Raw genomic sequence first — 24,962 nt, 5'->3', positions numbered from 1 at the left:
AATTTTCAACCGAAGCGATAGGACAATCGAGCGGGAATTTTGAGATCAGGGCGATCGCTTATTTGGTAATATTCCCCGCGCATTCGTACATTACGGATTAAACTAACGGGAGGCATATTAATCACGTCGTAGCCAATCACCTGATGGGTAAACATAACATCGAGAGGATTTAAAGGATAGGGATAGATAAATAAATCCTCTTTTTGTTTTGATAGGGAAAGTTCTGTCAGTTTTACTTCCGCTTTACTCATCCATTTTCCCAAACGAATCCATTTAGGAAGTTGTAGGGGGTGATGGGAAATGATAAAACATTCAAAAACACTTTCGGGAGCGATTTCTTTTGCCCTGCCAAAACTGGGAATATTTTTCTGGGTTTTTTCCATCTCCACATGATAGTTATTATTGGCATATTTCCAAGTATTGAGAACCGCCGTATGAGCGATCGCCCGTGCGGGAGTGACATAAATTTTCTCTTCGTTAAGAGGATTTAAATGTTCTTGGTACTGTGGAATCTGTTCGGAACAGAAGTAACGATAACTATCGCTATTTACCAATCCCAAAGCATAACAGAGCGCGTAATTATGAATTACGGGTTCGCTTTCGTAGAGTCTGCCGATTTCACGGGTTGCGTAATAAAGATTATCGTGCAGTTCTAATTGACAGGAATAAATATGTACCATAACTCTTTAAAAATTGCGAGGATCTAGGGTGAGAAATTACTCACCCTACTGAAATTTACGGTTTTTTAGCGGCTGGTTTTTTCTCGGCGATATGTTTCTTAGCGTAGTCTTTCGCTTCTTTATCCGCTTGGTTCAAGATCGATAAAATTCCTGCTTCCGTACCCGTGAGAGTTTTCACCTCGGTTAATAAAGGTTGAAAATTTTCCCCAATAAAATCGGTATGAACGATAAATTCTTCCGCCATTAATGCTTGTATTGCTTCGGTGGCTTTTTCCATAACTAAATCCTCGTCTAAGGGATCGATCGAGTGTAATACTTCATCGGGAAGGCGATCATATATTGCCTGTGTCCAGCGCAAATTACTAACAATTTCCCCATCGGCAAAAATAACACCGATAAGCTCATTTCTTACCCGTCCCGTCCGGGTAGTTTGCGCGCCGTAGTGACGGGTACGCAGGATGTTATTAAAAACGTAGAGAAAACTTGCTTCTGTCGGATCTTTGAGCGTGACAATACTAGGGAAAAACACCTGCGGACGGATGTGATCTTGTTGGTTAATTCGGCTAGTCACTTCACCTACTTTTGTGTTATTTTCTCCCTTCGATGCCATAGTACCGTTCTCGTAGGGAGCGTTTAAAGTAAAACTTTCATGGGATTCATCAAAGGGTGTGATCGAAAAAGCCGTATCTACTACTACTTTCGATTTTTCTGAACCCGAATCACCGATGGCAAAACCATAAATAATACAGTCGGCGTTATTCATGGCAAATTTTACATTGTACTCACATTCTTCGGCGGTAATTAATTTGTAGTTTCGGAGTAATTCTCGACCGACTAGGCGTTCTGGAGTTGATTGCTTACGTTTAAACATCGATAAACGACTAATCGTTTTTTTGCTATCAATTCCCGCACGAACACGAGCTTTATTTAGGTCTCCATCTGTTTGAAATAAAGGATAAGATTCTGTGACTCGAATAGTCAAAAAGTGAACGTATTTTCCCATCGGTTTGTAGGGAATCTCGCCATGAAAGAATTTAGGATCGAGGGTTTTCAGTAAAGACATGGTAGGTACTCCTTGAATTAATTATTGTTTTCAGAATCTTCATCCACAGTTTGACCCTGGGCTTTTAACTCTTGATTTTCTCTGTCCTGTTCGAGACGGTAAAGAAATTCGCAGGTATTGCGAAGGAGGTTTAATTGTCTGCCAGCTAGACGCGCTCGATCGCCCTTAAAAGAACCCTCGAACACATCGATCACAAAATAACGAGCAAAAGACAATATTTTCTGTCTTTCCTGTTCTCGATCGGATAGAATCCAGCGACCTTCTGCTGTAGAAGCATGAACCCGATTCATTAAGCTGGCCACTTCCGCCGCTACTACCAAAACTAGGGCTTCTCCCTGATACATTCCTCCTTTGAGAATCGTATCGGCGGCCACATCGATTGGTTTTAAAACTGCGTTCGCTTTCGGATTATATCGTTTATTAGCTCGATAGAATTGACGATACAATTCGGTTAATTTTTTAGGATGATTTAAGGGCGATTGTGCTGTCATATCAATAGTTAAATTGGTTCGGTTGGCTTGTACATAGGGATCGAAACAAGGATAAAAATCGTAGAGATACAGAGCGATTCGATTAGCGCTCGGTATATCGGCATCTTTGCCCCGTTTCCACTGTTTAAGGTAATGAAAAACATAGAGAGGACTGGTTTCTAAATTGATAGCGAGTTCCGTTAATTTGCCCCAATTGGGATCATAACCCGTCTTACCCTGCTTCGAGTTCACGTCTAAATGAATAGAATAGGCTGCGGTTAGGGTATTTAAGGGGGCGGAATATTTTTTTCCGTCATTATCTTCCCACTCGTTCAAGACTCGATCGAGACGGAATCGATCGCGTCGAGTTAAGGACCGGATCGCTTGGGGCGCACTGTCGAGAAATACCGTCTCTTCAAATTCCGCACCGTCGCGATAGGGAGGGATAGGAGACTCAGAAACCACCGTTTTGACATCTAGAATCATCGGGAAAGCTAATCCTAACCATGCCGGCATAACCCAGGATTCCGTATCGGTGGGATCGCGGCCCGGAGGTAGGGCCATAAAATAAAAGGTTAGGGGTTTATCTTCGGGATAGGATAGTTTAAAAGTGCGGTCTTTTTTGCCATCTTCCTCCTCGTTAATTGTTTCCTTTTTCTGCCTTAATTTTTCATTGATCAGGAAACTATCGACACTCTGATAACGGGTTCGATCGAAGTTAGCGACCAGATTCTTATCAACAAAGTGCAACTTTATCGAGCTATCAAAACGAGTTTGAGCGATGTTAGCGTAGGCTTTTTGTAAAAAACTATTGGTTTCGGGAGTAAAATAATAGGTCGGGTAAAAGTACAGATAGCGATATTTGCCCTCCTCGAAACGTTTTCCTACCGCTTGGGTTTGATTCATAAGAATCTGACGCAACATCATTTCCGTTCCCGCGATACTGGAAATATTTCGTTTGGCGTTCGAGCCTGCCAGCATTTGTTTATTAGTATAGACTTGGGGAGTGAAAAGAACCGCCGATTCCATCTGTTCGCTGACACTATAGGGAGAATGGGAGATCGAACAGAGAAGTTGACGGCCGCGACCTTGTTTTTTAGCGGCGTTGTAGTGGTTTAATTCTTTCTGGAAGGTTTCGATCGAGTGTGCCAATTCCCGACCGGGTAACTGCACCACTTGATTAACCCACTCTCGCAAATCCTCCCAACCATCGGGTAAGTTATATCCCGCAACTATGGCGGCGATTTTTGCGGCGAGAAAAGCGATTAAATCTTCTGCAACCGGTCTAATATCCTCGATTCCGGGATGCTGTTTCAGGTATCGCGCCGCTAGATAATACCATTCGTAGGGAACCCCTCCCGTATTGCCTTTCAGTTTGAGTTTTTTTAAAGATTCATTAATACACTTGATCGCTCGGATTTGTGGCAGATAATTTTCTAGATTCCAATAATGCGCGATCTCGCTAATTAAATCTAAATCCGGCGGTGCGGGTAAGTTTTTCTGCAATTTTCGCGCCTGTTCGATTTTTTCCAGGCGATCGCCCCAGATTTTCCGCGTCACCACGTCCCCGAATTCCGCTAGGCGATCAATCCGGATATCATCTTCACAATGAAAATCGTAATCCGTCGGTAAAACGCCCTGTTGTTGAAATTTAATCAGGTTTTCGCCGCGACTTCGGGCCACGGACGCTTTATTATCACCGAGGATGCGAAGGGTGGCGTTGAGGGCAGCGCGCATTAACCCGGCATCGTCGAAAAATTGGCTGTAGTAATCTGCGTATTTCATCCCCTTGCCATCTCTACCGAATCCCGTTTGTTTACGCTGTAATTCGCCGCTACAGAGGGATTTAATCGTGTCCACCACTCGATTCGGTAAGGTTTCTAGGGACACTTCTGGCGCGTTTTTGGGGGCGATATAGACAACTCCCGTAGGCAGGTAAAGTAAAGGCTGATAGTCTAGTTCTTGATGTGCTTCCATCACCGCGTTATTAAGTACGTTCGTTAGTACCCCGCGGTTTTCGGCGATACTGTGGTAAGTGAATTTTAGTTCCCCATCGCTGAGGCTGTATAAAAGGTCTTGTAACGAGGCTTTTTCCGCATCGTGGGGGTGTTTAATAATGGATGCGAGGCGATCGGCTAGACAGGCAAGATCGGTTAAACTTTCGAGAGCGCTATTGTTTAAGCGAGTATTTAACCCATCTTCCGAGGTATTTCGATCAGTATCATTCCGACGCTGGGCATTTTTAGCGATGTATATCAAATCATCAAGATATTCAGTCCATTTTTCTGGTTGATCGGAAAATAAAAAGCGATCTAATCCTAATTCGGGAACCAATACTTGAAAAATCTCTCGATGTTCCTCTCGTGATAGTTTGCGGATATCTCGATCGAAGTCCTCGTTAATCTCGATATATTTCGCCGGCATCCCGGGAAAAAGCGAGTAGCGGAATTTCTCGAAATCGTGGAGAATAAACCCAGCGATCGCCAACCTGCGCTCGCATTCCTTTACTACCCGTCGAACGGTAGTATTGAGTTTTTCTAGTCGTTTTTCGATGAGATTGGCGGGAAATAATCCATTAAGTAAATGAGTATTGAGAGATTGATCTCCTGCATTATCCCGTCGAACTTTGCTTTTTCCCTCTAATTCCCGACGGCGATCGATTTTCTCGAAGAAATTTCCTCCTTTTGCCGTGACACCGATCGCTAATCGGAGTAAATTGGGTAATACCATTTCGGCAAAATCTGCCATAACTCGATCGTCGGGGTTTTCCGCTCGAATCGCCTCCCGTAGGAGTTTTAGGGTTAGCAGTTGGCGAACGGTTTCGACTCGGCGATCGCTTACTGATTCAGTAATCCCCAAATCTTCGGAAACAAGAGATTCTAAATCAATATCCTCGAACTCAAAATCCAGATCTTCATCGTCAATTTCTGTAGTGTTATCGAATAGATTTAACTGTCCCGTTTCCTCTAATTTTTTTTGTTTTTTAGGCATCTTTCACCTCTAGAGAGTCTAAATAGTCGGTAATTTGTTTGAGATAAAGCGGAAATTGAGATAAAGCGATCGGAATCGCCTTAAAAACAAGTTCATTATCGATCGCCTCGTATTGATGCACTAAACGATTTCCCATTCCTGATGATTTCGCCCCCCCGTAATCGATTAAGATATTTGATCATCAAACGAATTCTAACGGTGACTATCTCCCTTTCCATCGTTTAAAACCCCCATTGTTTGAGCCAAAGATCGATACTGTCTTTTTGAATCTTTCGGAATTTAGCGGTATCGGCGTACTCTTTCCAAGCGCGTACACGAAATTTTAAAAAGTCTCCCGTATTTTTTTCATAGATAAGTTTTCCATCTCGTGCGACTTGATACTTCATTAATGGAGAACAGCGATCGAGTTCAATTAGATCGATCAAATCACGGTTTATCTCAAACAATTCACTCAAGATAGAGAGAGAAGTTAAGTAATCATTACTGATTTCCTTAATATGTGTTTGTCTGTTTGCTTCATCGTATGAAATTGCCAAATCCCAATCGCTATCAGGTTTATGCTCTCTGCGCGCTCTAGAACCGAAGAGAATTAATAGTTTTAAATTCGGTATTTTTTCCACAGTCGTGGTTATTCTATTGATTGTATTGATAATTTTCAATTCTTTCGTATTTTTAACCATTTTCTGCCTCCAAGGAATCTAGATATTGAACGATCGAGCGTTGGTAGCGAGGATAATCTCGTAAAATATTAGCGATCGAGGAATGAACAATATCGGGATCAATTTTCTTGTATAAGTGTACGAGTAAGTTTCTTAATTTAATAGACTCGGCCAGTTGAACGGCTAGGTGTTCTTCTAAGATTCCCAGTTCTACGATTTGAAATAATGCGTCGCGAGCATTATTCGGAGACTCGATATCTAAACATTTTAAAATCTGGTAATTGATATCGATGCCAGTTTGAACGATAAGCTGAATTAACCTTTCTATGGCTAATTGACGTTCTCTTAATGTACGATAATCCTCTAAGGTGATCGAACCGTACTCGCTAAGTTCGGCGAGGTATTGATTCATGAGGTTTAATTCGTCTATCGCAATCAGAGGTTGAATAGCATTTACACTCCTTTTTCTCGTAGAGAAATCTCCAGATTATTCCGCAATTGACGGTATAACGCTTTCGATTCTTCAGGATTCATGAGAAATTTTTCTTTAAATCCCTCGAATAGTCCCGTTTCCCGTTCGTATAGAAGTTGACCATCCCGTGCGACATAATGAGCGAGGATCGGCGAACATTCTTTTAAATCAACCACATCAATTTTGTCCTCGGGAATCTCTAAAGCTTGTTCGAGTAGTGTATAAATTTTCAATAGACTCGAAATATCCTTTTGAGCGCTTCTTTCCTCGTATAAAACAGCGAAATCCCAATCGCTATCAGGTCTATGCTCTCTACGCGCTCTAGAACCGAAGAGAATTAATAGTTTTAAATCTTGCATCGCTTGAGGAATTTTAGCTATTCGCTTTTGCCACTCATCTTTATTCATAAGCATCATAAACCTTTTGCTGATTTTTAGAAAAAGGAACTCTATCAACTCTTTAAATAAACTTCAAGAGTTCCTAGCATTACTGTGATAAGTCACTGATTAGTTTTGTCCGAATTTTAGATTTTACTCAATTCCCAAAACTTTTAGAAAACCCCGAATTTGTAGGCGAGCTTCGGATGATTGAATAGAACCTGAATTAATTAGCCGTTGTAGATTAAGTCCACTAGATTGAATTTTGTCTAGCTCTATTCTCGCCTCATGATTGCGAACTTTCTTTTTTACATCCATAAAAGGTTGGCCCAAGTATAAGGGTAGTGAAAGCTGATGGAATTCAGCCTGTTGATCCGTTTTTTTAGTCATTTTTCCTCCTTAGAGAAAAGAATTGTGAACACGGGAGAGACGGGAGAGTCCCGCCTGCTAGATCGGAGCGAAAACTCAAGGATATAGAGATAGAAGATGATCACCAAGCCGTCCTTGTTGATTAAACTTAGAGGGCGAGGATTGCAGTTCTGTACTCGTAGTCCCGAGCGCTATTCCGAATAATGTGAGATTACCTCACTGTTTTATAATACACTTGAATCGCTCTGATGTGCAAGTGTTTCTGACGATTACAGGACATAGACTGCATTTAGGGTTATGATAGGTTACTAGAGACATAGCGCACTGTCGATCTTGAATTTCCTATTAGGGATTGAAAATATGTACTGTAATCGTACTCGCGCGCGCTTTTCTTGGTTATGTCTCGATAAACCCTATTAGGGATCGATAATCTCTTTTTTACTTTCCCTTTCTTTTTCTCGTTCCTCCAATGTCACTCGTGCGTAGGCCTGCAATTCCTTAACTCGTTCGGGGGTCAAATCGGAAATCCATTCCCCGCGTTCGTAAGATTCAAGATAATCTCGTTCTTCCGGGTCGAGATTACTAATATCCGTTCGTTTTTTATATATTATGAGCGAGTCTATCGGTTCCTCGTGGGAACGAGCATTAGGATTATTCATGGTTATCGATCTCCCGATAAGTGTTGTTTAGTGACCTCAAGCACACTCAACAGATCCACACCTCACCTCCTTGACCTTTGAACCGATGAGCGAGAGTATCCAACAACAAAGCCGCTTGACCGATCGCTATAGAATAGGGTGACAGGGGAGAATGAAGACTACTCTCGTCACTAATCGGATAAATACCGAAGTGCATCGGCAGTTGTAAGCGTTGGCGAACTGCAGCGACGGGATAGGCAAGAACGAAGCTAACCAGAGCCAGATCCCGTAACTCCCGACTAATTCGATCGAGCCAAGGATTATCCGGTTGCCAAACACCGATTCCCGTCAAAACCTGTACTTTCCACGCGGAGGCGATCTCGCCTAAATCGCCGTCGTAGGTAAAGCGCCAGTTTAACCGTTCCTCTCGATATCCCTTTAAATTCAGAAACGCGAGACAATAATCGAAACGTCTGCGCGCGATCGGTGTTTTCGTGGCCTCGATCTGGCGCTTAAACTCGCCTTTTCTCCACACCTCCACCTCTAGATTACCGAGAATACTGGGTAAATCGTAGGTTTTAAAGCGATCGCATTCCTCCAGTTCCGTCGAATCGTATAACCCGCATAATAACGGACTCGACCCGCGAAAACTAGACGCATCCTCGAAAATCGGATTACCGCTTTTCCCCGATAACTCCTTCCATTCGTCGGCCCATCCTTTCACCCGACCGGCGACCCGTTTTAAACTGGTATCGAAAACCTCCTCGCATTCCTGTTGAAACTTCTGGCGACTTTCCCCGTATTGGGATTTGATCTTCGGACTACCTAAATTCCACCAGAGTTGAAATGATTGTACCGCTCCCCAACGTTGGTAATAACCCTCGAAATTATTGATATGACGGTAGTTACTCTTGATGGCCTCCTGTAGCTGAATTCGGTCATACCGTTCCCCGACTTGTAACGGTGCGTCTTTCTTCTCGAATAACCGTTCTAGGAAAAATTTCGGAACCAGAGCGATCGCTGTGAAGTTAGTAAATTTTACCGCCGTTCCCTTTCGATCGTAGCCGCTGTGACGGCCTAAACGGCCGAAACGTTGAATAAAATTTCCCGCATCCGACGACTCGAAAATGAGGAAATTAATCTTGAAGTCCACCCCCACATCGATGGTACTCGTTCCGATCACCAGATCACGATTTAACGATGCCAACTTCTCCCGCGTTCCCGAAAGACCCGTATTTTCCCCCACTGTTAAACCGATAGTCGCCAATAATTCTCGGAAAATCGGCAGCAGACGTTTAACCGAAGCGATCGAATTGAGAATAATCGCGCCCTTGCTGCCGGGGTATCGCTTAAAATAGTCTAAAATTCGCTCTTTATTTTCTTTCAACCAATTTTCCGAAGTTTGAAAACTCGACGGTAAGGGAATAAAAGATAGCTCGATTTCCGAGGTTACTTGTCGCCATCCCTGTTGAGCGAGGGAATTGGCCTCTTCTGGGGTATCGGGAAACCGGTATTTTCCTTCTCTTACTGGGTCGATCGATCGATAGCGAAACCCCGCTTTATCCAATCGTTTTAGTAAACCCTCGTCGGGAGTTGCGGACAAAAACAGGTATCGTTTCCCACGATTGGCCCGTCGGATTAGAAGCATGGTATTGATAATACTGGCGACCTGTGGCGTGCCGAAAACGTGAAATTCATCGAATAGGAAGAGATCGAAATGTTTATCGATCCGGTTCCATAGCTGATCGGGGTTATCGTAGGGGGTTAAATAGGCCCCCCGATGCAGATAATGGAAAATATCGGGGTTAGTTAAGAGAATTTCCGACTGTTTCGATCGAGTCTCTAGAGCGATCGCTTTCGTTTTCCCATCCCGTTCGGCGTACAATTCCAACTCGGGCCCGGTTAAAAGATTGACCCGGGGTTGATCCGTTGGTTGAAATCGTTGAATATATGCCTCGATCTGACCCCGCTGATCCCGCGCTAGTTCGTTGGTTGGGTAGAGTCCCATAATCGGGAAATATCCTTGCAAAGTTCGCAGGTAGGCCGCTAGACTTTTCCCGTCCCCCGTCATGGCCGAATTGATGATTACCTCGACATTGGGATCGTTGAGTGCTTTCCACGTCTCCACCTGATGCCACGATAACCGCCATCCTTGCGGAACCTTGATCCCGTCTGGTATCTCGTCTGCGGGACAGGAATAGACTGGCCTGAGCGTTACTTGATAATTTACCATGAATTTCTGTCCGTAACTCCTTGCTATCTTCCATAATAACCACGATAATAGGGATGGACAAGTACCTTAACAGAAAAAGTGTCCGTATATTTATAAACTATGAGCCGGATAGGACAATCGATCACTTTATCGGTCAGTGAAAAAGAAAAACAGGCCCTAGAAATCCTTGCCAGTGAATTCGGGCTATTTTGGGGAGATAAACCGAATATATCGAAGTTAATCAAAGAAATTGCCCGTAATAAGCTTAAAATCGCTCTTAATCACGACTGGAAGCCCGAGCGCTTGCAGATGCTCCAACAGGCGATCGATTCTCTCATCGATGCTGGACAAATCCCCATCGCCCTAGAACTAACTAAACTACTATTAGAACGGAGCGAACTGTCGGGACCCTTACGGAAAGAGCTAGAAGGCCGCCTCGACAATCCTCCCCCACCATGGCGGTTAGAACTCGATCGCTGCATTCTCCGACAACAACCGTTTCAGTTATCCTATCAGGATGCCGGCGATCGAATCTGGGAATTCCATCTTTACCATGCCGCTATCAATCGTCACGAGGATCGCTTATATCTCGATTGTTGGTGCGAGGAAACCGAGGGAAATCAAGATATTTCCGAACTAAACCATAATTGGAGTTTACGGATCGATCGAATCCCCAACGATTCCTTAATTACCCCGATCCCTAGGGGCAAATGGCGCAATCAGCTTGATAGTCTGTCGGCCGAGTTTCAGCTATTCGATGGATTAGCTCGATCGTACCGGACTAAAACCGCTATCGATATCGCCAACGAATTGATCTCGAACGATCCCCTCGTCCGGCAGATTACCCGACAGGTAACGAGTAGCTTCTGGTTTTTCCGCGAAATTCTCCCCTACGGAGAAGATTGCTTGCTGATCTCCCCGGAAAAAGTCCGCAAGCGTTTCTATGACAAGTTGCAGCGGCTTTATCGGCGCTACGAGTCCTGAAAAGATTTTCGTCGCTGCTCAATCAAGGCATGAAAACTCACATCTGATAACTGATCACTGACTGCCGATTACTGATTTGACATTTGGGCGGTGATTACGGTGAGATCGATCGCCCTTTCACCCCTTCTGATTCTTAGGGGTAAAGATTGACCGATCCCGGTTTTTTCCACCATTTCCTGTAACTCACCGCCATCGCTAACCGGTTGATTATTAGCTTTAACAATCACATCCCCGCGACGGATCCCAGCTTTTTCGGCGGGGGTATTGGGTAGGACTTTCACCACCAAAATTCCCGACACTTCCGGCACGATCAGGGGAGAATTGGGGTTTTGATTATTCGCCCGGGCTAAATCGGGAGTTAGATTAACCATCTGCACACCGATATAGGGATGGGCCACCTTTTGACCTGATTCTAGGGTCGCTTGTAACTGCTTGGCCCGGTCGATGGGAATGGCAAAACCGATCCCCATGGCATCAGCACGAATCGCCGTATTGATGCCGATGACTTCTCCTTGGGCGTTGAGTAAAGGACCGCCGGAATTGCCCGGGTTAATAGCGGCATCGGTTTGAATAAAATCAATGCGTTTATCGGGAATACCCGCCTTAGCCGCCGAGCGCCCGATCGTGCTAATAATTCCTAAAGTTACCGTATTATCTAGACCGACGGGATTGCCTACTGCGATCGCCCAGTCCCCCACTTGTATAGATGAGGAATTGCCGAGGACGGCTACAGGTAATTTTTCCCCTTGGGGATTAATTTTCACCACGGCTAAATCAGTGATCTCATCAGTACCGCGTACTTCCCCCTTGAAGCTACGACCATCTTTTAAAGTTACCGTTACCTTATCGGCATTATCGACCACATGGGCATTAGTTAAGATTAAACCACTGCCATCGATAATAAAACCCGATCCCTGGCCAGCCACTCGCTGTTGGGTGGGAAGACGAAACTGTTCCCCAAAAAACTCCTGAAAAAAAGGATCATCAAAAAAGGGGCTATTGGGACGAGTAATGATCGCTTCGGTGTCAATTCGCACCACCGCCGCACCCGTGCGGGCCACTGCCTTAGCGACAAAACTTTCCGCCGTCATCTCCGGGGGAATTCTGGCCAGATCGGTGGCAGCAGTGGGCAGATTTTGAGCATTTACCGCCGCTAAACTGCTAAAACCGAGCATAAATCCCAGAAAAGTTGCCAAAGCATGGGTAATAGTTCGCCGTAACCCTGTAGGAAGTTTCATACTTTGATCTCTGAATTCTGATGTTTTAACTGTTTCTGTCTATCGGTTCACAGACCGACTATTAAAAATCTAACAAATCGATCGCTCCGATTAAACTAAGACGCATCTTAACCGCCTATCCTTAGATTAGCTGACCCCCCCTTGCCACCCCTTGCCCCCCCGATGTCGGGTAGAGTTGGGGGGTCTTGTCTCTTGTCTCTTGTCTCGTCTCGTCTCAACAAGCAATTTAAAGGCGCGGGCAGCTTAAACCAATGAGTTGACACCAAGTCCGCCAGCAGACCCTAACTAATCTCTAATCACTAGGGGCGATTGCAGGGTAATATTTAAATCTCGATCGGGGTTAACAGAGTATAACTGCACGGAACTACCACCGACAATTCCCGCCGTCGGTAAACCCCATCCTGCAAGAGTTCCCACGGCTGCCCCCGCTAAGACATCGAGAACTTCGATCTTGCGATCGCCTGTAAGAGTAGCGATCGCTGTGGCTGCCCCCGCACCGGCGACGGTTCCCGCTAAGATATCTTGAGTTTTTGCCCCTTTACGCACGGTTTCAGTGGTAGTAATTAATCGCGAAGTGGCATTGAGGGGAATAGTGCGATTGCCCCCATCAAGGCGAATTTCATCGGCAATAAACCGCACACCTCGGCCGGCTGCTTCTAAAGTACCCTTGACTTCACTTCCCGCTGCAATCACCACAATCCCATTGCGGTTACGAATATCTCTGGCTACGGTTAAAGTCAGAGGAATAACATCACTTTTAGAAACTAAAATTTTATCGGCTTTCTCGTAATTCAAAGGGATAACTGTTCCGGCTGGAATCGAGATTTGTTGAGCGATGAGACTTTGCCGATTAATATTACTTTGAGCGAGGACGGGAAAAGTACCGGACATGGAACCCATGAGCAGGGTAATCAGTAAGGCTGTGCTGGCTCTAGTAACAGAATTGATAGACATAGCGGTTATCCTCTCAAAAAACAACAGTGAACTTTCTCTGTTTCTAGATTATTTTTTTCTGTCTGTCATGTCAGTCCCCTCAACAGGGAATTTTTTCCCTCTCTATAGGGAAAAAAGTAGAATGGCAGAATTTCCCCATTTTGTCCATCGACCGCAAAAGAGAGCCGAAAAGCCTAGAATAGTAAAAAACCCTAGATTGCCATCGTCTATGGAACTCGCTGCCGGAAAAATCCTTAGTCATCGCTACCAAATTATCCGTCAATTGGGAAAAGGGGGATTCGGACAGACTTTCTTGTCCTGCGATCGCCAGTTACCCAATCAAAATCGTTGTGTGATCAAACAATTTAAACCCCAGTGCCAGGATGCCGAAACTGTAGCCATCGCTAGACGACTCTTTGAAAACGAGGCGAAAATCCTGCAAGAATTGGGCATTCATCGCCATATTCCCCGTTTATTTGCTTATTTTGAGGAAAATGGGCAATTTTTCCTCGTGCAAGAATACATTGAAGGGGAAGATTTAGCCACAGAAATTACTGCCGGTGTCTATAGGCAAGATGAAGGGAAAGTGGTGGCTTTATTAACAGAAATTCTCTCGATTCTCGAATTTGTCCATCAGAAACAGGTGATCCATCGCGATGTTAATCCCTTCAATCTTATTCGTCGCAGCCAAGATCATCAATTGGTTTTAATTGATTTTGGTGCTGTCAAACAAATTAGCACTCAAGTGGTTAAAGAAGGTAAAACCGTTTCTACCATCGCTATTGGTACCCCTGGTTATTTCCCCAGTGAACAGGCCCAAGGTTATCCGCGTTTTAGTAGCGATATCTATGCCACTGGTATTATTGGATTACAAGCTTTAACCGGTAAAGATACCGAAGAGATTCCACTGGATGCTCGCACGGGAGAAATTCTCTGGCAACATTTGGCCATGACTAGCGCCGAGTTTAGTTATGTTATCGAGCGCATGATCCGCTATGATTTTCGTCAGCGTTATACCAGCGCCAGTGAAGCATTAATCGATCTGAGAAAATTAGGGAAAATTCATCATCTCGCTCCGAAAACTACCCAGGTGGTGAAATCTCAAGATCAAGTTGCTCGTCAAGGGAAATCTTGGTTAAAAAAAATCTTATCTGTCTGTGGGACAATTGGCTTAATAGCAGGTTCTTATCTGGGTTTTGACTATTGGAAAAATTCTCGTAATTCTCTTCGTTACTATCAACAAGGTCAGACTTTTTATCAACTCAAACGCTATACCGATGCCCTCAATTACTATGATCAAGCCTTAAAAATTAATCCCGATTATCTTGAGGCATTCCAAGGAAAAGCTGATGCTTTATTAGCTTTACAAAGATACTCGGAAGCTTTAATTATCTACGAAAAAGCTATTCAAATTAACCCAGATTCCGCTTGGCCAGCTTGGCTCGGTCGCGGGCAAGCTTTAGATAAGTTAGGCAAAAATCAAGAGGCTTTGGAAAGTTTTGAGCGGGTCTTATCTCTTAATCCTGCCGCTAGTCAAGCTTGGCAAGGTAAGGCCGATATCTATCTAGAACTGCAACAATATTCCGCCGCCCAAAAAGCTCTTGACAAATTGTTAACTTTTCAGCAAAATGATGCCAAAACCTGGTATAAAAAAGGCTGGTCATTACAAAATCTTGAGGATTATGAAGGGGCAGTTAAAGCCTACGATCAGGCTCTAGCGATCGAATCGGATAATGCCTTAATTTGGTATCAAAAAGGTAATAGTTTGTATCAATTAAATAAAATTAATGAGGCTTTAGAAAGTTATAGCAAAGCTGGACAATTTAATCCCCAATTTTCCCAAGCTCACTATAGTCAAGGGATTATTCTGCAAAAATTAGGCCGCAAACCAGAAGCTTTGGAGGCATTTACTCAAGCAACTAAAGCCAATTCTAATTATTATCAAGCCTGGTTACATCAAGGGGCATTACTTCATCAAATGGAAAGATTTCAAGAAGCGATCGCATCCTACGAAAAAGCTCGCCGCATTTCTTCCCAAAAAGCCGAAGTTTTTATCGGTATCGGTAACGCTTGGTATCGTTTAGGCGACAATTACCAAGCTATAAATGCCTATCAACAGGCGATTCAAAGACAAAAAGATAACCCCGAAACCTGGAAAAGTTTAGGCAATAGTTGGTTTAAACTCGGTCAATACGAGCGAGCGATTCAAGCTTATCAAGAATCCCTTCGTTATCGTTCCAATGACCGAGAAGTGCAGGCACAAAAACAACTGGCAGAAACTCGCTGGCAAGAACTTCAGCAATCTTCCCAAAACCAAACCCCCAAAGTCGATAGTGAGGAACAGGTTCCCTAACTTCCGCTCTTTTTCGGCAGCTTTATCGCTTTTTACCGGTATTTCTCGGCAATAATTCCCGTCCTTGATAAAACTGTTTTTTCAGTTCTCCCAAGCGCCAATAAACTGCCACCATAATTGCAGTTAATACTGTCAGCACTGTCACGGGAACAAGGGCCGATTGAGCGAAAATTAGAGCTAAAACTGGTAAAGATAGACCAAGAACAATAGCGATCGCTAATGTTAACCCCTGGAGACGATTAATATTTTTTAAAGCCCCTTGACAAACAGCACAATTTTTGGTATGGGAGTGATAGCGTTCGAGGAGAATCTCTTTTGATTGTAGGGGGGGAAAAGGTTGACCGGCGAAAGGATCAGCTTGGTATTGATTAACCCAATTGCGATACTCAAACACCAATAAATCCGCTTTGGTAGGGAGATAACAAGCTTGACTAAAATTCTGACTACCTCCCTGAGCTTGCAGATAACGCTCTTGATAGTAGAGAAAAATCTGATCATCTTCGAGAATAGCGTTTTGATTGATGTGGGAATACCAAGTGGGGGTAAGCTTAATGAAGAATTTCGGCAGTTTAGAGTTAAATTTAAAGGGAAAACGAGCAAAGAGACGACATTCTCCCTGACGGATGGGAGTTGCATAGACTACGGTTAAAGTCCGTCCGAACTTTTCCGAGGTGAGATCGTGGTAAATTAATCCGGGGGCGATAAAATTGCTGTATTGCTGACCTAATTGACCTTTACGCGGTCCTTCGGGCCAAATTCCCTTAAATCCCTGACGATTGGACTCGATAATTTCTAATTCCATAGGAGCGGCATTGGCCCGATTACCGATGGTGAGATGATGGGTATAGGGAACATGACTAGAATCGATAATATTTTCGATTAAAGTGACGGCCGAGTAGGGTAGATCTCGAAAGGTATCCAAACAAATCCAAGCATCACCATCCTCCTCCATGGGTTCAATAATTGGAATCGCAGTCAGGGGAGCATTTTCGGGATTACCCGCATAAACGAATAATAATCCCTGACGGATAGCCGTGGGAAAAGACCGCACACAAGCGCGTCGAGAGGTGTTAGCTTGACTGTTTTCCGGTTGTTGGGGAATAAATTCACAGTTTCCTCCCCCGGAAAAAGACCAACCGTGATAGGGACATTCTAGATGTCCGCTTTCGTTAAGACGACCTTCTGAGAGAGGAGCGAGACGATGGGGACATTTATCCTCGAAAACTCGCCATTCTTGCTGATTTTTGTCCCACCAAATCACTAAATCCTCTTCTAGTAGGGTAAAGCGTTGGGGCTGCTTTTTGTCTAAATCTTTGACGTAGTAGATAGGATACCAAACTTGACGACAATCAAAGCGATCGATATCTGTTCCCCCGATGGGATAGGTAGCAGTGCTGCTCAGCATAAATTTTAAAATAAGTTAACATTTCTCCTCCAAAATCTAACAAATTTAATCGACAAAAGGGGACAGATGCCGGTATCTGCTGGGGAAACAAACACTGGCACTATATTTTGGGGTGATAATAAAGGGTAGTCTCCCATGGATAAAGCGAGAATGGGAGGAGGATCAAGATAAAACTAAGGGGAGTTTACCAGGATGTCAGGAGAAACCGTCACTTATTCCCTAGAAACTATTCTGACCAGGATCGAGGGAAAAATAGACAATCTACAAAGGGACGTTAATCAAAAATTTGACAAGATTGATGAGCGCTTTGACAGAATCGATGAAAGATTAAATAAAGTAGAGATAGGATTAGCTACTTTAACCGAGAAAGTCGTAGGGATGGATAAACGACTCGAAAAGGTGGAAAATGAACAAGTTAAATCGATAGGATTGGTTGCTTTAACCGAGAAAGTCGGAGGGATGGATAAACGACTCGAAAAGGTGGAAAGTGAACAGGCTACCATGATTAAAGCTATTTCCGACCTCCAGGGATTCCGAGGTCTCATTCTGCCGATCATTGTCGGTGCGCTCAGTGCTACTATTGGTGCAGTGATTACCGTAGCGGCAAAAATTTTGTTGATCGGCAATAGTCCCTGATCGAGATAAGATTAATTCTCGTGGTGATAGGGAGGACATTTGTGAATAAACTAAGCATTCTGGTTCTACACGGGCCGAATTTAAACCTATTGGGGAAAAGAGAGCCGAATCTCTACGGTAACGTTAATTTAGAGACGATTAACCAGTTTTTAAGCGAAGAAGCTACCCGTTTAGGGGTGAATTTAACCGCGCATCAGTCCAATCAGGAAGGGCAATTAGTGGACTGGATTCAGCAAGCATGGGGTCAGCAGCACGGTATTTTGATTAATGCGGGAGCTTATACTCACACCAGTATCGCCATCCGCGACGCACTATTAGGCACAAAAATGGCCTGTGTGGAAGTACACTTAAGCAATATTTACAAACGCGAGTCTTTTCGTCATCATTCCTACATTGCCGATATAGCCATCGGACAGATTAGCGGTTTTGGGGCCGAAAGTTATCGCCTAGGATTATGGGCATTAGTCGATTATTTGCAAAAGAATAGAGAAGGCTAATTAGGCAAGGGATTCTCCCACTTCTAAGAGGGGACAAAAGGGAAAATAGGGGGAAACCGTCCAACGATAGAATTTTTTGCTGCTGGTGGACTGAAGATTAAAACGCAGGGAAACAAAGGGGAAAAAGGGAGATACGGAACAATTCCAACTGAAAGCCGGCTTAGAAATGCTATGATCGCCCTGCAAAGACCAAGCCGGGTATTGAAAAACCTCCCGGACGAGGGATTTTCCTTCATCGCTAACTTGGGCGCAGCTGCGACTAATGCCCGAAACCAAACAGAGACTATTACTGACACAATTATCATTAGAAGCCACGAGCAGGAGATTTTCCCCGGTGGTGGTTAGTTCAAAAGCGATAAAATCTCCAGCTTGCCAACGACTAAGGACTTGTCCCTGGGCATTCTGGTAGATAGCGCTGCAGTTTTCGGGATCGAGAAGACGATTACTATCGGGATCTAAGTAACCGCAAACCTTTCCCATCAGACGAGTTCCATCCTGAAACCCATACACCCAATCAAAGGTATCGATGTTAGCAGCCCCTTGATTGCTTTTGTTGACCAATAGTAATCGATCGCTGACCACGGTTATTAATTCTCTATAAAACTAAGCTCCTTTTAATAACAAAGGTATCACTAAATACAAATTCCCCAAGGAAAAGATTTATTAATCTTAACTTGTCGGCCCCAGGGGAGAGTGAACTGGTCAGCTTAAATCAAGGCCAAAACCTGCTATCTTATGGGGAGACAAAAATTATCTAGATCTTGTTTTAGCGAGTGGTAGTAAGGGCATGGCGTACAAGCGGGTATTATTAAAACTGAGTGGGGAGGCCCTAATGGGCAATCTCGGCTATGGGATCGACCCGATGGTGGTTTCCGCTATCGCTCAGGAAATCTCCGAAGTGGTTGACCAAGGCATCCAATTGGCGATCGTGGTCGGTGGGGGCAATATTTTTCGGGGGGTGAAAGCCGCCTCGGCCGGCATGGATCGGGCCACGGCCGATTATATTGGTATGATAGCAACAGTCATGAACGCTATGACCTTGCAGGATGCCCTAGAACGAGCGCAAGTACCGACTAGGGTATTAACGGCGATTGCCATGCAGGAATTAGCTGAACCCTACATCCGCCGGCGAGCAATCCGTCATCTGGAAAAAGGTCGGGTAGTGGTTTTTGGTGCGGGATCGGGTAATCCTTTCTTTACCACCGATACCACGGCGGCCCTGCGCGCTGCCGAAATCGACGCGGAAGTGGTGTTTAAAGCGACGAAAGTGGATGGAGTTTATGATTCCGATCCCTCCCATAACCCTAACGCGCGACGCTTTCAAAGTCTTACCTACGGTCATGTGCTGACTCATGATCTGCGGGTGATGGACGGAACTGCGATCGCTCTGTGCAAGGAAAATAATATCCCGATAGTCGTTTTCGATCTGTCGGTGACAGGTAATATTGTTCGCGCTGTCAAAGGTGAACCCGTTGGAACATTGGTAGGAGGATTCTGTGAAGTTAGCTGAAGTTCAAGACCAGATGCAGAAAACCGTCGAATCAACCCAGAGAGCTTTTAATACGATTCGTACCGGCCGGGCAAATGCTTCTCTTTTAGATCGGATCGTGGTGGAGTATTATGGCATGGAAACTCCCCTCAAGTCCCTAGCGACCATTAGCACTCCCGACGCGACCACGATCGCCATTCAACCCTTTGATCGTACCAGTATGGGGGCGATCGAAAAGGCGATTTCTCTCTCGGACGTGGGTTTAACCCCCAGTAATGACGGTCAGACCATTCGTTTGAATATCCCTCCCCTCACTAGCGATCGCCGCAAGGAATTGGTCAAATTAGCGGCGAAATTGGCCGAAGAAGGAAAGGTGGCTATCCGCAATATTCGCCGGGATGCGATCGATGCTATCCGTAAACGGGAAAAAGGTCACGAAATTTCTGAGGATGAATCCAGGGATTTACAGGATCAAGTGCAGAAATCCACCGATAAATTTATCGCCAAAATCGAGGATTTGTTAACGACAAAAGAAAAAGATATCATGACCGTTTAAGTTTTTTTCTCCTCATGGATAGAACAGGCTTTTTGTCTGTTCTATTTAGGGGGTGCTGAATAAATCTAAAAACCTTGTTGGATAATATTTTTAGACTTTTTTTCCCTCAAAAAGCGCCGACCCTTGGAGTGATTGGGGGGGAAATTTAGGGACTTTTTCGGCTCTTCGTTACTCTTTATGCTAAATCAACAGACAAGATGCCAAGATAACATACTTCTAACCCAAAAATTCCGAAAGTTTCTCAAGCCATAGCCTCTCCGTTTTATTAGTTTAAGTTTATTATTGATTCCCTCGACCACCCCATTCGTTGTCCTTTGCTCGAAATAACTAATGATTTCTCCAAACCAGTTTCGGGATGTTGTTTCTACTTTCTATGAAACCCCTTTTCTCTCTACTTTTCAAGCTTTTTGTCCCGTACTTAGAATAACTATAGCGTTTCCTAAGCTAGTGAGGTACACCTATTTTTCTTCCCTTTTGCCTTTTGCCTCTTGCATGAGTGCCTAAAACCCATAACTTTTGTACCTCAGCAGACTGAAAAACGCTATATATGATTGCTGTGCTGAGAGCCTTTTGTCAAGCCTAATTGAGATGCTCTTACCCTGGGTTTAATAACCAGGAAAAATCTATCATTGACCTTTTTCTCTATCTTTCTACCTGTCTATCCACTAGGATAATGACCTTGCAATCAAAACTTCATGTCTGCGTCACAGTAAGTTCATATCCCCTGCCTAAATTAGAGATAGTCAGTCCTCAGCCGTTTTCCGAAACACTCCTCTCACACCCACGATTATTAGGACTGACTTTTATTCCCTTCTCAAAATGGTTAAACAGTAAAAACTATGACTCACAATATTTTTAACGATAATATTTCCCCGAGCAACGAAGGCAATCCCAAACGCTCCAAATCTTCTGCGATGAAAAAACTTTTTGCCTATTCCTCTTTACTGGTTTTGGGTGCTGGGTTAGGTATCGGTGCCACCTATGCCTACAGTCAAAATCCTCTAGAATTAGCCCAAAATATTGCCACCGCTACCAATAATCCTCGCCCCTCCACAGCAGCGGCAGCCGCTCCCTCGTCTTTGGTTATTCCTACCAATTTTGTCGCTTCTGTGGTGCAAGAAGTGGGGCCGGCGGTGGTGAGAATTAATGCTTCTAGGGAAGTCAATGGAGGCGGTGATTTTTCGGAATTTGCTAACGATCCTGTTTTCCGTCGCTTCTTCGGTTCTCAAATACCAGAGCGAGGAGAAAAACAAGTTCAAAGGGGTACAGGTTCCGGGTTTATTATCAGTAATGACGGTAAAATTATCACCAATGCTCACGTTGTCGAGGGAGCAGATAAGGTGACTGTCACCCTCAAAGATGGTCGCACCATTGATGGTAAAGTTTTAGGTAGTGATCCTTTAACTGATGTGGCAGTGGTACAGGTAGAAACGAGCAATTTACCCACGGTTAAATTAGGTAATTCTGATAGTTTACAGGTGGGAGAATGGGCGATCGCTATCGGTAATCCTTTGGGATTAGATAACACTGTCACCACGGGGATTATTAGTGCCAAGGAACGCAATGGCTCCCAAATTGGTGCTAGTGATAAACGGGTGGATTTCCTGCAAACCGATGCGGCAATTAACCCCGGAAATTCCGGCGGACCTTTGTTAAATGCTCGGGGAGAAGTCATCGGAGTTAACACTGCTATCATTCAAAATGCCCAGGGTTTAGGTTTTGCTATTCCGATTAAAACTGCCCAAAAAATCGCTGAACAATTAATCGCCACGGGTAAGGTGGAACATCCCTATCTCGGTGTTCAAATGGTGCAGTTAACTCCAGAGGTAAAAGAACAATTAGCCGATAGTCCCATGGCTGATAATTGGAATGTCCCCGATGATTCTGGTGTCTTGTTAGTGCGAGTGATGAGAGATTCTCCTGCCGCAGAAGCAGGATTGCGATCGGGTGATGTGTTAAAGTCTGTAGGTGGTAAGAATGTCACCGATCCCGATGCGGTTCAGGAAATTGTTGCTAACACTCAAATCGGCGATAATTTGCCCATAGAAATTAGCCGGGGAGGACAAAAAATTAATCTGAATATTCAAGTTGGTAGCTTGAATACTGCTAACAGATCCTAGTCTGGAAGATAAGTGGTAAAAGACCTAAACTTTATAGAGAGCTTGTTAGTAAGCTCTCTATATTTCTGGTTTTACTTTTGGCTCTTGAAGCGAATAATTATAGCAGTTATCTTAATGGTGAGATAAGTAGGTAGGTGTTAAAAATTATCAGATACCCCCCTTATCAAGGGAGATCCCCCCGCCTATCGGCACCCCCCTTATCAAGGGGGGCAGGGGGGATCGACACCTCTCTTATCAAGGGGGAATTAAGGGGGGATCGACACCCCCCTTATCAAGGGGGGCAGGGGGGATCGACACCCCCCTTATCAAGGGGGGCAGGGGGGATCAAAGACAAAATTTATCTTCAATTTAATTATATATCACCATAAGTAAGGGAGAATCGAAAGATAGTTAAATACTTACCCTACCCTCACACTTTTACTGTTGCGAGATAGAAAATAAAAACTGCTCGTAAGCTCGATTAACTTTTTGCATAATTTTAATCGCCATGGTGGAATAATTGTGATCGGGGTGATACTGACGAGCAAGCTGATAATATCTTTGTTTAACTTCTGAAAAACTAGCATTCTTAGAAACTTCTAAAACTTCCCACCAATCCTCGTAATCGTAGGGTAATATTTCTAATTCCCCCAAAATTTCTGACCATATTTTTACCTTACCTCCATAACTACCTGTCATTAAAAATTGACCGTCAGGACTAAATTTTAAGGGAGCAGTTCCCCGTAAAATTTTAATTAATTCTCCTGTTTGTCCTTGCCAAATTTTAATTTCTGTTCGGGAAGCACTAGCAATTAGATGGCGATGAGGATTAATAGCAATACTGATAATTGCCTGCTCGTGTGCCTGCCAACTTTTAATAATTTCTCCTGTCTTTATATCCCAGATTTTAATCGTTTTATCACTACCGCCACTAACTAGATATTGACCATCATTACTAAAAGCTAAACTGTTAACGGCTGCCCTGTCACCGCTAAAAGTTTGATAAGCATAACTATGATCAAATCGCCATAATTTAATAGTTTTATCATCACTACCACTAGCAATAATTTGGCTATCGGGACTAATGGCACAGGTATTAACTGCCTCCTCATGACCGATTAAAGTTCGCTTTAATTCTCCTGTCTGATAACCCCAGATTCGCAGAGTTTTGTCATTACTAGCACTAACAATAAATCTTTCATTAGCAGCAAAAGCTAATTGTAAAATTACACCATCGTGACTATCGGGAGCATTTACACGAGCGAAAAAACTACTTTTATACTGCTTAGTGTCTAATTGCCACTGACTAATTCTGCCATCCAATCCACCAGCAATAATCGATTTACCATTAGGACTTATAGCCAAAGTTTGGATCGGTTCATTAACTCCCGCAAAGGAATAAATTAATTTACCCGTTTCTCGCTGCCAAAGTTTTATGGTTTGATCTTCTCCCGCACTAGCGATAATTTTACCATCAGAGCTAATATCGATCGCCCCAATATTTTCCTGATGACCTTTAAGAGTTTGGAAACACTGCCAAGATAAACGCTCTGGAATAGTAATTTCTGTAGAATCTAACTGTTGATTTTCCTGAACAGATACTTCTTCTAACAGTCGCTGTAATTCTGCCTCTAGATTTTCATATTTCCCCGTAACTTCTTGCCAAAATAAAGCTTCTTCGTACTCTCTAGTAATGCGATCAAAAAATTCTAGATTCCTATAAAAATTATCGTCGGAGTAGGTGGGAGATAACATTTTCATCACTCCGTAGATTCCTAACCCGACTAGGCCGCCAGCGATCGCCATAGAACCGACACCAACACCGAAAGCTGTACCTTTAACCGCAACTCCCACACCCCCAAAGGTAGAGTAGATACCGATTCCGCCAAGGCTTCCTGTCCCCAAAGCTAACCCGACATTGTGATCCTTTGTTTCTAGTCCTTGCAGACTGGCATAAATTGCCGAACTTGTCAGGATGCCAATCCCCGTCATTCCCACTAAACCGACGCTTATACCGCCAAATCCGCCGACTAAGCCAATATTTCCTAGACAAGCAGATAAATTGGCTCCTGTGACTCCACCGACGGCGGGAATAACAAAATCGAGCTTTTTAGCCATATTTTTGCGAAATAATCAATTTAGTCATCGGGTTTCTCCTATAGAGTGTAGCCTAGTTTGGTATCGACGACTGACTCCCCAAAATTACTCTGGGGAGGGAAAAGTCAGAGACAATCAGGGCAAAATGATAAGTATTTTATATATAAATACTCTCAATACTTAAAAATATTTAAATTTACAATCGGTAATATTTATTTTTACTTAAGAATTTATTGAGAATAATTTTTATTTATTTACGAGGTTACAATACTTCCAGCGATTCTGGTATAATTTTGCATTATGCTATGATGGCTTTTATTGTAATTTTTAGGGTTTTAATGATCTGGATTGTCTTAAAACCCTTGCTAAATCTAGACTTTTCCCTTGGGCAAAACCAAACAGTTCCGCCAATTCTCCCTTTTTTTCCGAACAACGTTGATCTAATTTTTGTGTAGTTTTGTTGCAAAGTCAAATTTTTTTTGACAAAATGGCTAAATTGTGGTATGGAGATAGATTGTTGATAGGTGGCCATTCAAACCGAGGCAATCAATAATTAGGACTTGCTGAATAAGTTTGTTGGTGGGGTTAGGAGTCGGTGGTCGGGAGGGGAAGTGAGAAGATCAGACAGAATTTGACATCCTCGCCGCCCTAAAAGTGCGGCGATTCCTAAACCTCACGATTTAAGTTTCTGCTTCCACCACCGTCGCATACCACAGTTAAAAAACCATGTACTGTCTTACACAG

22 protein-coding genes and 1 pseudogene are annotated in these 24,962 nt (G+C 43.7%); 7 read left to right on the top strand and 16 right to left on the bottom strand.

Going from position 1 to position 24,962, the window contains the following annotated elements:
• Positions 1 to 5: 5 nt before the first annotated feature.
• The 10 genes from cas5d to cas3 form a co-directional block, all read right to left on the bottom strand.
• A complete protein-coding gene (gene cas5d, locus EWV66_RS08995; RefSeq protein ID WP_287108065.1) occupies positions 6 to 680 on the bottom strand; it encodes a type I-D CRISPR-associated protein Cas5/Csc1 in 675 nt (224 codons plus the stop codon).
• A 55-nt stretch (positions 681 to 735) separates the two neighbouring features.
• Positions 736 to 1,743, bottom strand: a complete 1,008-nt coding sequence (gene cas7d, locus EWV66_RS08990) for a type I-D CRISPR-associated protein Cas7/Csc2 (RefSeq protein ID WP_287108067.1) — start codon at positions 1,741 to 1,743, stop codon at positions 736 to 738.
• A gap of 17 nt (positions 1,744 to 1,760) precedes the next feature.
• On the bottom strand, positions 1,761 to 5,204 hold the full coding sequence (gene cas10d / locus EWV66_RS08985; RefSeq protein WP_287108068.1) for a type I-D CRISPR-associated protein Cas10d/Csc3: 3,444 nt from the start codon (positions 5,202 to 5,204) through the stop codon (positions 1,761 to 1,763).
• Positions 5,197 to 5,340 carry a HepT-like ribonuclease domain-containing protein gene (locus tag EWV66_RS08980; protein WP_002742887.1) on the bottom strand — a complete coding sequence of 48 codons (144 nt, stop codon included), beginning with the start codon at positions 5,338 to 5,340 and terminating at the stop codon, positions 5,197 to 5,199. The genes cas10d and EWV66_RS08980 overlap by 8 nt, the downstream gene beginning before the upstream one ends.
• An 85-nt stretch (positions 5,341 to 5,425) precedes the next feature.
• Complete coding sequence (gene mntA, locus EWV66_RS08975; protein WP_287108071.1) at positions 5,426 to 5,884, bottom strand: type VII toxin-antitoxin system MntA family adenylyltransferase antitoxin; 459 nt, start codon at positions 5,882 to 5,884, stop codon at positions 5,426 to 5,428.
• Positions 5,877 to 6,275 carry a type VII toxin-antitoxin system HepT family RNase toxin gene (gene hepT / locus EWV66_RS08970; RefSeq protein ID WP_002791882.1) on the bottom strand — a complete coding sequence of 133 codons (399 nt, stop codon included), beginning with the start codon at positions 6,273 to 6,275 and terminating at the stop codon, positions 5,877 to 5,879. The genes mntA (EWV66_RS08975) and hepT overlap by 8 nt, the downstream gene beginning before the upstream one ends.
• A 41-nt stretch (positions 6,276 to 6,316) precedes the next feature.
• The gene (gene mntA / locus EWV66_RS08965; RefSeq protein ID WP_287108073.1) at positions 6,317 to 6,742 is read right to left on the bottom strand and encodes a type VII toxin-antitoxin system MntA family adenylyltransferase antitoxin; all 426 of its coding nucleotides are present in this window, start codon (positions 6,740 to 6,742) and stop codon (positions 6,317 to 6,319) included.
• A 123-nt stretch (positions 6,743 to 6,865) separates the two neighbouring features.
• The gene (locus EWV66_RS08960; RefSeq protein WP_130756402.1) at positions 6,866 to 7,102 is read right to left on the bottom strand and encodes a hypothetical protein; all 237 of its coding nucleotides are present in this window, start codon (positions 7,100 to 7,102) and stop codon (positions 6,866 to 6,868) included.
• Positions 7,103 to 7,497: 395 nt separating this feature from the next.
• Positions 7,498 to 7,740: a hypothetical protein gene (locus EWV66_RS08955; protein WP_052277819.1), complete on the bottom strand. Its 243-nt coding sequence runs from the start codon at positions 7,738 to 7,740 to the stop codon at positions 7,498 to 7,500.
• 46 nt (positions 7,741 to 7,786) lie between these two features.
• Positions 7,787 to 9,952, bottom strand: a complete 2,166-nt coding sequence (cas3, locus tag EWV66_RS08950) for a type I-D CRISPR-associated helicase Cas3' (protein WP_052277818.1) — start codon at positions 9,950 to 9,952, stop codon at positions 7,787 to 7,789.
• Positions 9,953 to 10,051: 99 nt separating this feature from the next.
• Between cas3 and EWV66_RS08945 the strand changes: the two genes are divergently transcribed.
• Entirely contained in the window at positions 10,052 to 10,915 is an 864-nt protein-coding gene (locus EWV66_RS08945; protein ID WP_287108076.1) for a WYL domain-containing protein, read from the top strand.
• A gap of 68 nt (positions 10,916 to 10,983) precedes the next feature.
• Here EWV66_RS08945 and EWV66_RS08940 read toward each other — a convergent pair whose 3' ends face one another.
• Both EWV66_RS08940 and EWV66_RS08935 read right to left on the bottom strand, forming a co-directional pair.
• Positions 10,984 to 12,153, bottom strand: coding sequence for an HhoA/HhoB/HtrA family serine endopeptidase (locus EWV66_RS08940; RefSeq protein WP_287108078.1), 1,170 nt, complete (start codon positions 12,151 to 12,153; stop codon positions 10,984 to 10,986).
• A gap of 285 nt (positions 12,154 to 12,438) precedes the next feature.
• Positions 12,439 to 13,107 carry a hypothetical protein gene (locus EWV66_RS08935; protein WP_287108080.1) on the bottom strand — a complete coding sequence of 223 codons (669 nt, stop codon included), beginning with the start codon at positions 13,105 to 13,107 and terminating at the stop codon, positions 12,439 to 12,441.
• Positions 13,108 to 13,315: 208 nt separating this feature from the next.
• Between EWV66_RS08935 and EWV66_RS08930 the strand changes: the two genes are divergently transcribed.
• Entirely contained in the window at positions 13,316 to 15,439 is a 2,124-nt protein-coding gene (locus tag EWV66_RS08930; protein ID WP_287108086.1) for a serine/threonine-protein kinase, read from the top strand.
• Positions 15,440 to 15,461: 22 nt separating this feature from the next.
• On the opposite strand, the gene EWV66_RS08925 is transcribed toward EWV66_RS08930, so the two are convergent.
• Positions 15,462 to 16,844, bottom strand: coding sequence for an aromatic ring-hydroxylating dioxygenase subunit alpha (locus tag EWV66_RS08925; protein WP_185237897.1), 1,383 nt, complete (start codon positions 16,842 to 16,844; stop codon positions 15,462 to 15,464).
• A gap of 192 nt (positions 16,845 to 17,036) precedes the next feature.
• On the opposite strand from EWV66_RS08925, the gene EWV66_RS08920 reads away from it, so the two are divergent.
• Complete coding sequence (locus EWV66_RS08920) at positions 17,037 to 17,480, top strand: hypothetical protein (RefSeq protein WP_052277811.1); 444 nt, start codon at positions 17,037 to 17,039, stop codon at positions 17,478 to 17,480.
• Between the two features lie 41 nt (positions 17,481 to 17,521).
• Entirely contained in the window at positions 17,522 to 17,977 is a 456-nt protein-coding gene (aroQ, locus tag EWV66_RS08915) for a type II 3-dehydroquinate dehydratase (protein ID WP_002781649.1), read from the top strand.
• On the opposite strand, the gene EWV66_RS08910 is transcribed toward aroQ, so the two are convergent.
• A complete protein-coding gene (locus EWV66_RS08910; RefSeq protein ID WP_052277810.1) occupies positions 17,978 to 18,559 on the bottom strand; it encodes a hypothetical protein in 582 nt (193 codons plus the stop codon). It abuts the gene before it with no gap.
• A 205-nt stretch (positions 18,560 to 18,764) separates the two neighbouring features.
• On the opposite strand from EWV66_RS08910, the gene pyrH reads away from it, so the two are divergent.
• Together pyrH and frr are read left to right on the top strand one after the other, a co-directional pair.
• The gene (gene pyrH, locus EWV66_RS08905; protein WP_002762234.1) at positions 18,765 to 19,487 is read left to right on the top strand and encodes a UMP kinase; all 723 of its coding nucleotides are present in this window, start codon (positions 18,765 to 18,767) and stop codon (positions 19,485 to 19,487) included.
• Between the two features lie 13 nt (positions 19,488 to 19,500).
• Positions 19,501 to 20,022 carry a ribosome recycling factor gene (gene frr / locus EWV66_RS08900; RefSeq protein ID WP_228021067.1) on the top strand — a complete coding sequence of 174 codons (522 nt, stop codon included), beginning with the start codon at positions 19,501 to 19,503 and terminating at the stop codon, positions 20,020 to 20,022.
• A gap of 185 nt (positions 20,023 to 20,207) precedes the next feature.
• Here the strand turns inward: frr and EWV66_RS08895 are convergent.
• A pseudogene (locus EWV66_RS08895) lies at positions 20,208 to 20,381 on the bottom strand (transposase); the annotation flags it as partial.
• 480 nt (positions 20,382 to 20,861) lie between these two features.
• On the opposite strand from EWV66_RS08895, the gene EWV66_RS08890 reads away from it, so the two are divergent.
• Positions 20,862 to 22,142 carry an HhoA/HhoB/HtrA family serine endopeptidase gene (locus tag EWV66_RS08890; protein ID WP_287108082.1) on the top strand — a complete coding sequence of 427 codons (1,281 nt, stop codon included), beginning with the start codon at positions 20,862 to 20,864 and terminating at the stop codon, positions 22,140 to 22,142.
• A gap of 417 nt (positions 22,143 to 22,559) precedes the next feature.
• Here EWV66_RS08890 and EWV66_RS08885 read toward each other — a convergent pair whose 3' ends face one another.
• Positions 22,560 to 24,239: a WD40 domain-containing protein gene (locus EWV66_RS08885; RefSeq protein WP_287108084.1), complete on the bottom strand. Its 1,680-nt coding sequence runs from the start codon at positions 24,237 to 24,239 to the stop codon at positions 22,560 to 22,562.
• Positions 24,240 to 24,962 lie beyond the last annotated feature (723 nt).

The sequence above is a fragment of the Microcystis sp. M_OC_Ca_00000000_C217Col genome, from assembly GCF_007095585.1.
GTDB lineage: Bacteria > Cyanobacteriota > Cyanobacteriia > Cyanobacteriales > Microcystaceae > Microcystis > Microcystis panniformis.
Note: the sequence above shows the minus strand (reverse complement) of the source record. Positions and strands in the feature narration are given on the sequence as shown.

Coding starts and splice junctions, on each gene's coding strand:
- EWV66_RS08935 (WP_287108080.1), bottom strand. CDS start 13,107: ATGTCTATCAATTCTGTTACTAGAGCCAGCACAGCCTTACTGATTACC.
- mntA (WP_287108073.1), bottom strand. CDS start 6,742: ATGAATAAAGATGAGTGGCAAAAGCGAATAGCTAAAATTCCTCAAGCG.
- EWV66_RS08940 (WP_287108078.1), bottom strand. CDS start 12,153: ATGAAACTTCCTACAGGGTTACGGCGAACTATTACCCATGCTTTGGCA.
- EWV66_RS08945 (WP_287108076.1), top strand. CDS start 10,052: ATGAGCCGGATAGGACAATCGATCACTTTATCGGTCAGTGAAAAAGAA.
- frr (WP_228021067.1), top strand. CDS start 19,501: ATGCAGAAAACCGTCGAATCAACCCAGAGAGCTTTTAATACGATTCGT.
- EWV66_RS08930 (WP_287108086.1), top strand. CDS start 13,316: ATGGAACTCGCTGCCGGAAAAATCCTTAGTCATCGCTACCAAATTATC.
- EWV66_RS08920 (WP_052277811.1), top strand. CDS start 17,037: ATGTCAGGAGAAACCGTCACTTATTCCCTAGAAACTATTCTGACCAGG.
- EWV66_RS08925 (WP_185237897.1), bottom strand. CDS start 16,844: ATGCTGAGCAGCACTGCTACCTATCCCATCGGGGGAACAGATATCGAT.
- cas7d (WP_287108067.1), bottom strand. CDS start 1,743: ATGTCTTTACTGAAAACCCTCGATCCTAAATTCTTTCATGGCGAGATT.
- hepT (WP_002791882.1), bottom strand. CDS start 6,275: ATGAATCAATACCTCGCCGAACTTAGCGAGTACGGTTCGATCACCTTA.
- pyrH (WP_002762234.1), top strand. CDS start 18,765: ATGGCGTACAAGCGGGTATTATTAAAACTGAGTGGGGAGGCCCTAATG.
- EWV66_RS08960 (WP_130756402.1), bottom strand. CDS start 7,102: ATGACTAAAAAAACGGATCAACAGGCTGAATTCCATCAGCTTTCACTA.
- EWV66_RS08980 (WP_002742887.1), bottom strand. CDS start 5,340: ATGGGAAATCGTTTAGTGCATCAATACGAGGCGATCGATAATGAACTT.
- EWV66_RS08890 (WP_287108082.1), top strand. CDS start 20,862: ATGACTCACAATATTTTTAACGATAATATTTCCCCGAGCAACGAAGGC.
- mntA (WP_287108071.1), bottom strand. CDS start 5,884: ATGGTTAAAAATACGAAAGAATTGAAAATTATCAATACAATCAATAGA.
- cas3 (WP_052277818.1), bottom strand. CDS start 9,952: ATGGTAAATTATCAAGTAACGCTCAGGCCAGTCTATTCCTGTCCCGCA.
- cas5d (WP_287108065.1), bottom strand. CDS start 680: ATGGTACATATTTATTCCTGTCAATTAGAACTGCACGATAATCTTTAT.
- EWV66_RS08885 (WP_287108084.1), bottom strand. CDS start 24,239: ATGGCTAAAAAGCTCGATTTTGTTATTCCCGCCGTCGGTGGAGTCACA.
- cas10d (WP_287108068.1), bottom strand. CDS start 5,204: ATGCCTAAAAAACAAAAAAAATTAGAGGAAACGGGACAGTTAAATCTA.
- EWV66_RS08955 (WP_052277819.1), bottom strand. CDS start 7,740: ATGAATAATCCTAATGCTCGTTCCCACGAGGAACCGATAGACTCGCTC.